This is a genomic window from Mycobacterium sp., assembly GCF_025933915.1.
Classification (GTDB): domain Bacteria; phylum Actinomycetota; class Actinomycetes; order Mycobacteriales; family Mycobacteriaceae; genus Mycobacterium.
In genome coordinates this window covers 21586-30965 of sequence record NZ_JAICZA010000043.1, presented here as the reverse complement: position 1 = coordinate 30965, position 9380 = coordinate 21586, and the positions used below count along the sequence as shown (strand labels likewise).

The 9380-nt window shown below is 67.6% G+C and carries 10 protein-coding genes; 5 read left to right on the top strand and 5 right to left on the bottom strand.

Annotated elements, in window-relative coordinates; genetic code table 11:
* The 5 genes from Q0W90_RS09485 to Q0W90_RS09465 form a co-directional block, all read right to left on the bottom strand.
* On the bottom strand, positions 1–320 hold a 320-nt coding region (locus Q0W90_RS09485; protein WP_297774265.1), incomplete at its 3' end, for an ABC transporter ATP-binding protein.
* A 4-nt stretch (positions 321–324) separates the two neighbouring features.
* Positions 325–1164, bottom strand: coding sequence for a carbohydrate ABC transporter permease (locus Q0W90_RS09480; protein WP_297774263.1), 840 nt, complete (start codon positions 1162–1164; stop codon positions 325–327).
* On the bottom strand, positions 1154–1975 hold the full coding sequence (locus Q0W90_RS09475) for a sugar ABC transporter permease (RefSeq protein WP_297593145.1): 822 nt from the start codon (positions 1973–1975) through the stop codon (positions 1154–1156). Before Q0W90_RS09475 ends, Q0W90_RS09480 begins: the two co-directional genes overlap by 11 nt.
* A gap of 62 nt (positions 1976–2037) precedes the next feature.
* Complete coding sequence (locus tag Q0W90_RS09470; protein WP_297774260.1) at positions 2038–3450, bottom strand: extracellular solute-binding protein; 1413 nt, start codon at positions 3448–3450, stop codon at positions 2038–2040.
* 24 nt (positions 3451–3474) lie between these two features.
* Positions 3475–4002, bottom strand: coding sequence for a general stress protein (locus tag Q0W90_RS09465; RefSeq protein ID WP_297593060.1), 528 nt, complete (start codon positions 4000–4002; stop codon positions 3475–3477).
* Between the two features lie 182 nt (positions 4003–4184).
* Between Q0W90_RS09465 and Q0W90_RS09460 the strand changes: the two genes are divergently transcribed.
* From Q0W90_RS09460 to Q0W90_RS09440, 5 genes are all read left to right on the top strand, one after another.
* Positions 4185–4796 (top strand): DUF4190 domain-containing protein, encoded by a 612-nt coding sequence (locus tag Q0W90_RS09460; protein WP_297774258.1) that lies wholly within the window; start codon positions 4185–4187, stop codon positions 4794–4796.
* A gap of 93 nt (positions 4797–4889) precedes the next feature.
* Positions 4890–6197: a CBS domain-containing protein gene (locus Q0W90_RS09455; RefSeq protein ID WP_297593056.1), complete on the top strand. Its 1308-nt coding sequence runs from the start codon at positions 4890–4892 to the stop codon at positions 6195–6197.
* On the top strand, positions 6194–6736 hold the full coding sequence (locus tag Q0W90_RS09450) for a DUF1003 domain-containing protein (RefSeq protein ID WP_297593054.1): 543 nt from the start codon (positions 6194–6196) through the stop codon (positions 6734–6736). The genes Q0W90_RS09455 and Q0W90_RS09450 overlap by 4 nt, the downstream gene beginning before the upstream one ends.
* Before the next feature lie 107 nt (positions 6737–6843).
* Positions 6844–8127, top strand: coding sequence for a lytic murein transglycosylase (locus Q0W90_RS09445; protein WP_297593052.1), 1284 nt, complete (start codon positions 6844–6846; stop codon positions 8125–8127).
* A 90-nt stretch (positions 8128–8217) separates the two neighbouring features.
* Positions 8218–9375 carry an Mrp/NBP35 family ATP-binding protein gene (locus tag Q0W90_RS09440; RefSeq protein WP_297593050.1) on the top strand — a complete coding sequence of 386 codons (1158 nt, stop codon included), beginning with the start codon at positions 8218–8220 and terminating at the stop codon, positions 9373–9375.
* Positions 9376–9380 lie beyond the last annotated feature (5 nt).

Below are 9380 nucleotides of genomic sequence, written 5' to 3'. Positions count from 1 at the left end.
TTCATCTTCGCCAGCGTCAATGGAAACGCGATGTTTTGGCGCACGGTCATGTGCGGGTACAGCGCGTAGGACTGGAACACCATCGCGATATCGCGGTCTTTGGGCGCTCGCTCATTCACCCGTTCGCCGCCGATGCGCAACTCACCTGAGGAGATCCCTTCAAGCCCGGCAATCATGTTCAGCGTCGTGGTCTTACCGCAGCCCGACGGGCCGACCAGGATCAGGAATTCGCCGTCGGCGATGGTGATGTTCAGGTCCCGCACTGCCACGGCGCCGTCAGGGTAGCTTTTGCTGACATGGTCCAGCACAATCTCGGCCATCGCGTCATCCCTTCACAGCGCCAGAGGTCAACCCGGCGACGATTCGTCGTTGGAAGATTAGAACAAACGCGATGATGGGAACGGTGATCACCACCGCGCCGGCCGCGATTGATCCGGTCGGCTCCTCGAACTGTGAACTGCCACTGAAGTTCACGATCGCCACCGGCGCGGTGACCGCGGCCATGGTAGCGGTCAGCGTCAACGCCAGCAGCAGATCGTTCCAGGCGAAGATGAACACCAAGATCGCCGCGGTCACCACGCCGGGCGCCGCCAGGGGGACGATCACCTTGCGGAAGGCCTGAGCCGGGGTGGCGCCGTCCATTTTTGCCGCCTTCTCCAAGTCCCAGGGGATCTCGCGGAAAAAAGCCGACAACGTGTAGATCGCGAGCGGCAGCGCGAACGTGATGTAGGGCAGAATCAAGCCCGGCCAGGTGTCGAACAGGCCGACGAAGCGTTCGATATTGAACAGCGGTGTGACCAACGAGATCGCCGGGAACATGGTGACCAGCAGGGTGGCGCCCACCAGCGGCCGCTTGCCCGGAAAGTCCAGGCGGGCGATCGCGTAGCCCGCCATCGCACCGAGCGCCACCGCGATCGCGGTGGTGATCAACCCGATCCCGACGGAGTTGATGAGCGCCGAACTGAAGAAGTCGCCGCGAAAAATGCCGCGATAGTTGTCCAAGGATACCGACGACGGAATCAGCTTGCCGTCCTTGACCGTTGACGTCGGTTTCAGGGAGAGGCTGACGATCCACAACACCGGCAGCAGCGCATACACCACGACCACGATGTCGATGACGGCCCAGATCGCGGTGCGCCGCGTGGCCTCCCCGCTAGCGGCCATCGACGTCACCACCGGGCGCCGCCGCGCCGAAGACCTTGATGAACAGCAGGGCGATGAGGCCCACACATGCGAAGATCAGCACGCTGATCGCCGAGCCGAGCCCGACGTTGAAGCCCTTGAACAGGTTGTTGTAACCCAGGATTGACACCGAGTCGGTGTTGTTGGCGCCGTTGGTCAAAACGTAGATGTTGTCGAAAATGCGGAACGCGTCCAGGGTCCGGAACAGCAGTGCGACCACTACCGCCGGCTTGATGATCGGCAACGTAACTCCGGTCAGCCGCCGCCAAGCGCCGGCGCCGTCGACTTGGGCGGCCTTCAGCAGATCGTCTGGCACCATTGCCAACCCGGCCAGCAGCAGCAACGACATGAACGGCGTCGTCTTCCAGACCTCGGCGACCACGACGATTGCCAGCGACGGGATCTGCGCGGTCAGCGGCGCGCTACCATGCGGCAGCAGGTTGGCCAGATAGCCCGTTCCCGGGGTCCAGGCGTAGTACCAGCTGTACGACGCGACCACGGTGACAATGCCATAAGGAATCAGGATCGCGGTGCGCACCAGTCCTTTTCCGATGACTGTGCGGTGCATCACCAGCGCCAGCGCCAAACCCAGGACGAATTCGAGGGACACCGAGACCACCGTGATGCCCAGCGTCACCGTCAGCGCCGTCCACCAATACCGATCGGTCAGGATCGTCACGTAATTGCTCAGGCCGACGAACGCGGTCTCGTCCGGGACCGCAAGGTTGTTGCGCTGCAAGCTCAACCACACCGCGTAGCCGATCGGATACGCCGTCACCGTCAGCATCAGCATCGCCGCAGGCCCGACGAGCAACAAAGCCAAGCGCTGCTCGGAGAGCCGGTTTGGGACGCGCGTCACGGCAGCAAGCCCTTCCCGTCGATCGCCTTCTGCACCTCGGTGCTGAGCTGGTCGGCGGTCCGCTCGGGGTCGATCTTGGTGATGGGGCTCAGCGTCGCGGCCAGCCTGATGGCCACCGCTTGATAGACCGGTGTGGCCGGTCGCACCGCGGCATCGGTGAGTTGCCGGCGGATGATCGTGTACATCGGATACTTGGCCTGGAACTGCGGGTCGGAATACAGCGAGGTGCGGACCGGGGGCAGGCCGCCCGCGATCGACACGTACTTCTGATGCTGCAGGCTGCGCAGGCAGCGGATGGCTTCGAACGCCTCGGCACGGTGACGGGTGGTGCTGGCCACCGCCAGGTTCGCCCCGCCGATGGTCACCTTGGCCGGACGGCCCGGCGCCACACCGGGATACGGCGCGAAGCCGAAAACTCTCTGGCTGGCCCGATAGGCGATGCGGAATTGCTCGTCAGTGGGGACGAATGTCCCGACGCCGTTGACGCTTCCGGACAACTGCGGATTCTGGTTGAGCGGCAGGAAGGGCACACCACCCTTGACCGCGTTCTCCAGCAGGGACGCCAGCGCGTACGGCCAGTTGACCGCGAGCGCGGCCCTGCCCTGTTCGACGGCCAACCGCGCGGTGCCCTCGTCGGTGCGGGTGATCGACGGGTCGGCCCCGGGCGCGGTCGCCACCGTTTTGAGGATCCGTAGCGCGTTAACGGTGGCCTCCCGGTGTGCCGGCGTGTCGGTCAACGTGACGTGGTGGCCATCGTCGGAGAGCACCTGACCGCCTCCGCTGGCCAGCAACGTGTTGAACCAGACCACCAGGCCTTCGCCCTCGTTGGCCTGCACGGCGATCCAGCTGGGCTGCCCCGCGGCGCGCAATCTGCTGGCCTCGCTCACCATGCCTTCCCAGGTCTGCGGCGGCTGACGCACCAAATCTGGTCGATACCAAAGTAATTGGGTATTCGTCGTGACGGGCGCCGCGAACAACTTGCCTTCCCAGCGCGCCGTCGACAACGGGCCCGGCAGGATATCGACCGTCGCGTCGGCTTCGGCGCGCCCCGCGGGATCGTCGGACAGCGGCAACGCCCAGCCCGCCTCGGCGAACTCCGCCGTCCACACCACGTCCAGCGACATCACGTCCAACGTGCGGTCGTGACCGGTCAGCCGACGGGCCAACTGCAGACGCTGCTCGCCGGGGGCTCTGGGCAGACTGATCTGTTGAATGGCGAAGCGGCCGCCGAACTGATTCGTGCAATCCTGGGCGACCGCGGTGAACGTCGCGCCGTCGGCGGCCGTGGTGTAGAAGCTGATCACCAGGCCGCGGGTCCCGGCGGCGCATGCCGACGTCGCCGTGACGATGGTGAGCGTCGCCAGCGCGATCGCGCCCGCCCGGCGTAGGCGCCCACGACGACTCACCACCGATTCACACCTCTCGTGCGCGCCTCAGATCGCCAAGCGCGCCAACAGGTCCCGCGCCTTTTCCGCGTTTTGCGGATCACAGAGCACGTCGTAGCGCCCAGCTACCAACTGCATCGTCGAACTGAAATCCCTTGTGCCACGGGCCATTGAGTATGGAACGGCCGAAGTGATCAGGCCGAAGAAGACACCGGCGACCAGGCCCGTGGCCAGCGCCCCCCACGGATTGGGGCTGAAGAAGCCGAGCACCAGCCCGATGAACAACCCCAGCCACGCCCCGCTCAGCACGCCGCCACCGAGCACCTTGGGCCATGTCAGCCGGCCGGTGACCCTTTCCACCTGCATGAGGTCGACCCCGACGATGGTCACCTGCTGGACCGGGAACTGCTGATCGGACAGGTAGTCGACGGCGCGCTGGGCCTCGGCATAGGTGGGATAGGACCCGACCGGCCAGCCCTTCGGCGGCGTCGGTAGCCCGGGAGCCCCTCGCCCGCGGCCGGTCGCACCCCCTGGTGTCGCGCCGGGAACCTGTCCAGGCTGGAAAGGATTAGTCATCGCCGTTCATTCTCCTCCGCCTTGGCCATCGTTTCATCTCAGGTCCTCCCCAGCCTATCCAGCGACCTTTCGCCACCTGCGAAAACACGGCATACCGAGTGGTGATCGCCGGGCCGGGCCTCCGCGGCGCGCGGACGTTTCACACCGGCAGTCGCCACCTGTCCATGGGTTAGGTTGACACCATGACAGCTCCCGGCGGCGACTTCGGCGAGAGTGCCCATGACGACAAGGCCGAGGCACCCACTGCCGGCAGCGAAGCCTCTGAGCAGCAGGATCAGCCGGCCCCCTGGGAACCGCCCGCGTCGCCGCCGGCCGCCGGGCCCGCGCCCCCGGCGTATCCGCCCCCGGGCTACCCCACCGACTACCCAATGAGTTACCCGCCCTCGTACCCCCCGCCCGTTCCCCCACCACCGGGGTACGAGCAGCAGCCCGGTTACGGCGGATCGTCCTATCCGACGGTCCCGCCGCCGTACGGCGGCCCGCCCCCCGGCTACGGGCCTCCCGGGTATCCCGGCGGCTATTACCCGCCGCCGGATTACCAGGGGGGCTATGCCCCCCAGGCAGCAGTGCCCGGGACGAACACGTTGGCGATCGCTTCGCTCATCGCGTCGTTCACCGGCCTGTTGTGCTGCGTCGGCTCGATAGTGGCCATGGTGCTGGGCGCGATCGCCCTGGATCAGATCAAGCGGACCCGGCAGGAGGGTTTCGGCCTGGCGGTCGCGGGCATCGTCATCGGAATCGCCACTCTGGTGGTGACTTTGGTGATTGTGCTCTTCGCGCTGCGCACGCATTAACGGCATCCCCGCCCGGGTCGCCACGCATCATCCCCCGCGACGCCGGCCCGGGTTATCTGCCAACGGAGCGTCGGCTGCCTAGGCTCTACTTCCATGCGATCGGTCAACAGGGTGTACATCGCGCGGCTCGCGCGAATGTTGGTGTTGGGTCCACTCGGCGAATCCGTCGGTCGGGTCCGCGACGTTGTGATCAGCATCAGCATCGTGCGCCAGCAACCGCGCGTCCTGGGCCTGGTCGTCGACCTGGCGACCCGGCGCAGCATCTTCATCCCGATCCTGCGGGTCGCCTCCATCGAGCCCAACGCCGTGACGCTGAGCACCGGCAACGTGTCCCTACGCCGCTTCGTGCAGCGACCCGGCGAGGTCCTGGCGATCGGCCAGGTGCTGGACACCCAGGTCAAGGTCAACGACCCGGAACTGCCGGAGCTGGCCGGCCTCGACGTCGTGGTCACCGATTTGGGAATCGAACAGATCCGAACACGCGACTGGATGGTGAGCCGGGTCGCGGTGCGCACCCACCGACGGCTGGGACGGCGCGGACCCGTACACGTGGTGGACTGGCAGAGCGTGCAGGGCCTGACCCCGTCGGCCCTGGCCCTGCCGGGGCAGGGGGTGGCGCAACTGCTGGGCCAGTTCGAAGGCCGCAAGCCGGTCGACGTGGCCGACGCCATTCGCACGCTGCCGCCCAAGCGCCGCTACGAGGTACTCAGGGCGCTCAACGACGACCGGCTGGCCGACATCCTGCAGGAGCTGCCGGAACTGGATCAGGCCGATGTGCTGTCGCAGCTGGGCACCGAGCGATCGGCCGACGTGCTGGAGGAGATGGACCCCGACGACGCCGCCGACTTGCTCGGCGCGCTGAACCCCACCGACGCCGAGATGCTGCTGACCCGCATGGACCCCGACGACTCCGCCCCGGTGCGCCGGCTGTTGACGCATTCGCCGGACACGGCGGGCGGCCTGATGACGTCCGATCCGGTGGTGCTCACTCCCGACACGTCGGTCGCCGAGGCGCTGGCCCGGGTCCGCGATCCCGACCTCTCCACCGCACTGTCGTCCATGGTGTTCGTGGCGCGCCCGCCGACGGCGACGCCGACCGGTCGCTACCTGGGCTGCGTGCACCTGCAGCGACTGCTTCGCGAGGCGCCGGCCGAGCTGGTCGGCGGGATCGTGGACAGCGAGCTGCTGACCCTGACGCCGGAGACACCACTGGTCGCGGTGACCCGCTACCTCGCCGCGTACAACCTGGTGTGCGGCCCTGTGGTCGATGACGAAAACCACCTGCTGGGTGCGGTCACCGTCGACGACCTGCTCGACCACCTGCTGCCGCACGACTGGCGCGTGGACATGCAGGAACTCGACACCGCCGGCCGGCTCGAAGGATTGGGAGGGTCCGTGTGAGCAAATCCACGGCTCCGCGAGGGCTGTACGCCCCGCGGACATCGCGCAGGTACTCGCCGCGACTGGATCCCGAGACCGTCGGGCAGTTCACCGAGTCGATCGCGCGTTTCTTCGGCACCGGTCGGTATCTCCTGCTGCAGACGATCCTGGTGGTGGTGTGGATTGCGCTGAACATGTTCGCGGTGGAACTGCGCTGGGATCCCTACCCGTTCATCCTGTTGAACCTGGCCTTCTCCACACAGGCCGCCTACGCGGCGCCGCTGATCCTGTTGGCGCAGAACCGTCAGGAGAACCGCGACCGCGTCACGCTCGAAGAGGACCGCCGTCGCGCCGCCCAGACCAAGGCCGACACCGAATACCTGGCCCGCGAATTGGCAGCGCTGCGGCTGGCCGTCGGCGAGGTGGCGACGCGCGAATACCTGCGCCACGAGCTCGATGACCTGCGCGAACTGCTGACCAATCGGCAGCCGGAGACCCCGGATGCGGGCCCTGCGCAGCAGGGCGACAACCTCGACCGCGCCGCTAAGAAATCCAGGTGAGAACCGCTTCGACCATTGCGCCACTCGTGTCACAAGAGTTATGTATGGTGATCTGGTTCACCGAGCAAACAGAAAGTTAACCCAGCTCACATACCTAGGACGGTCGAGTGCGCATAGGGGGAAGCCGGGGTGCGAGCCCGGCCGCCGCGAATGTGCGGCAGCGAGCACTTCGGAACACGCGCAAGCCGATATTCGGCGTCGCCATGATTACTCCGCTGGTCTTCGCGGGCGCCGTCAGTGGGGCGGCTCCTGAACTTCCGACGCGAATGCCGTCGGTCCATGCGGCCGTCACTCCGGTGGCGGCGGTCTCCCCCACCTTCCCCGACCTCTCCGGGCCCGCCGTCGTCGCAATCGACCGCGGCCCCACCGCCTTTCACGTCGCCGAGCCCGCGTTATCCGCTCCACCGCCGGCCATGATCGTCAATGCGCGTGGCGCACTGGGTATCCCGAGCATCGCACTGGCCGCCTACCGCAATGCGGAACAGAAGATGGCCGTCGCCGCGCCGGGCTGCGGCATCAGCTGGAACCTGCTGGCCGGGATCGGGCGCATCGAATCGGGTCACGCGGGCGGCGGTGCGGTCGACGCACGCGGCACCGCGATCACCCCGATCTACGGGCCGTCCCTGGACGGCACCCTGCCCGGCAACGAAGTCATCATTCAGAGCAGTGCCGGCAATCGCGTCACCTACGCCCGCGCGATGGGACCGATGCAGTTCCTGCCGGGGACCTGGGCGCGCTACGCCTCCGACGGCAAGGGCGACGGCCGCGCGGATCCGCAGAACCTGTTCGACTCCACCCTCGCGGCTGCCCGGTACTTGTGCAGCGGTGGGCTGAACCTGCGTGATCAGTCGCAGGTGTTGAGCGCGATTCTGCGCTACAACAACTCGATGCCGTATGCGCAGAACGTGTTGGGCTGGGCGGCGGCATACGCGACGGGCGTTGTGCCGGTCGACCTGCCACCGATGACCGGACCGCCGCCGCCACTGGGCGACGCGCACCTCGAGCATCCCGAGGGCCTCGGGCCCAACCTGCCGATGAACATCAACGGCCTACCGCTGGACGACCCGCTGGCGCGCGTACCGCTGATCGACTTGAGCGGCCCCGCACTGGTCAGCCCCCCGCCGATGTTCCCGTGGATGACCCCCACACCTCAGCAGGCACCGGCCCAAGGTCCCGGGTGCACGGTGATCTGCATCGGCACCCAGAGTTCGCCGCCCGCGGGGCCCCCGGCGCCGTTCGCGCCGCCACCGCCGTTCGCGCCGCCGCCTCCGGCTGTGCTGCCGCCGGCACCCCTACCCGCCGGGGCACCGCAAGCCGGGGCGTCACCCAAGCCGGCCGGCCCGCCTAACGAGTCAGCACCGCACCAGGGCGCCCCCGGCCCGGCCCGCTGACCGGCCCAGCGGCGATCGCAAGCGCGGCGAAGCCGGGCGCAGCGGGTCGCCGCCAAACCACTGTGTCGGGCAGGCCTACACTCGGCGGTGATGTCCAGCCATGATTCTTCTGATACAGCAGCCGACCTGAGCGCGGCTATCCGCACCGCACTGGGGAAGGTGATCGACCCCGAACTACGGCGTCCGATCACCGAACTCGGGATGGTCAAGAGCGTCGACATCGAGCCCGACGGCTCGGTTCATGTCACGATCTACCTGACCATCGCCAGCTGTCCGATGAAGACCGAAATCAGCGACCGGGTCAGCCAGGCCGTCTCCGACGTCCCGGGTACCGGCGCGGTGAAGGTCACCTTGGACGTGATGAGCGACGAGCAGCGCACCGAGTTGCGCAAGCAGTTGCGCGGTGACGCCCGCGACCCGGTTATCCCGTTCGCGCAACCGAATTCACTGACACGGGTCTATGCGGTCGCGTCCGGGAAGGGCGGGGTGGGCAAGTCCACCGTCACGGTCAACCTGGCGGTGGCGATGGCCGCGCGCGGGCTGTCCGTCGGGGTGCTGGATGCCGATATTCACGGCCATTCCATCCCCCGGATGATGGGCACCACCGACCGGCCCACCCAGGTCGAGTCGATGATCCTGCCGCCCATCGCTCACGAGGTGCGGGTCATCTCGATCGCTCAGTTCACCGAGGGCAACGCAGCGGTGGTGTGGCGCGGGCCGATGCTGCACCGCGCGCTACAGCAGTTCCTGGCGGACGTCTATTGGGGCGATCTGGACATCCTGCTGCTCGATCTGCCACCGGGGACCGGCGACATCGCGATCTCAGTGGCTCAGCTGGTCCCGAACGCGGAGCTTTTGGTGGTGACGACGCCGCAGTTGGCCGCGGCCGAGGTCGCCGAGCGGGCTGGCAGCATCGCGCTGCAGACCCGCCAACGCTTGGGCGGCGTGGTGGAGAACATGTCCGGGCTCACGCTGCCGGACGGCTCCACGCTGAACGTGTTCGGCGAGGGCGGCGGCGCGCAGGTGGCCGAGCGGTTGTCCCGGGCGGTCGGCGCCGAAGTGCCGCTGCTGGGTCAGATCCCGCTGGATCCCGCGCTGGTGGCCGCCGGCGATTCCGGCACCCCGCTGGTGCTGAGCGCGCCCGATTCGCCGGCGGGCAAGGCGTTGCGCGGGGTGGCCAATAGTTTGTCCGCGCGCCAGCGCGGGCTCGCCGGTGTGTCGCTGGGGCTCGATCCGAAAGGGCGCTGAGCGCC

What these genes read in the sequence shown, in the direction of transcription:
- Q0W90_RS09455 (WP_297593056.1), top strand. Translation starts at nt 4,890, where the DNA reads ATGCGATCGGTCAACAGGGTGTACATCGCGCGGCTCGCGCGAATGTTG.
- Q0W90_RS09440 (WP_297593050.1), top strand. Translation starts at nt 8,218, where the DNA reads ATGTCCAGCCATGATTCTTCTGATACAGCAGCCGACCTGAGCGCGGCT.
- Q0W90_RS09460 (WP_297774258.1), top strand. Translation starts at nt 4,185, where the DNA reads ATGACAGCTCCCGGCGGCGACTTCGGCGAGAGTGCCCATGACGACAAG.
- Q0W90_RS09465 (WP_297593060.1), bottom strand. Translation starts at nt 4,002, where the DNA reads ATGACTAATCCTTTCCAGCCTGGACAGGTTCCCGGCGCGACACCAGGG.
- Q0W90_RS09480 (WP_297774263.1), bottom strand. Translation starts at nt 1,164, where the DNA reads ATGGCCGCTAGCGGGGAGGCCACGCGGCGCACCGCGATCTGGGCCGTC.
- Q0W90_RS09475 (WP_297593145.1), bottom strand. Translation starts at nt 1,975, where the DNA reads ATGCTGATGCTGACGGTGACGGCGTATCCGATCGGCTACGCGGTGTGG.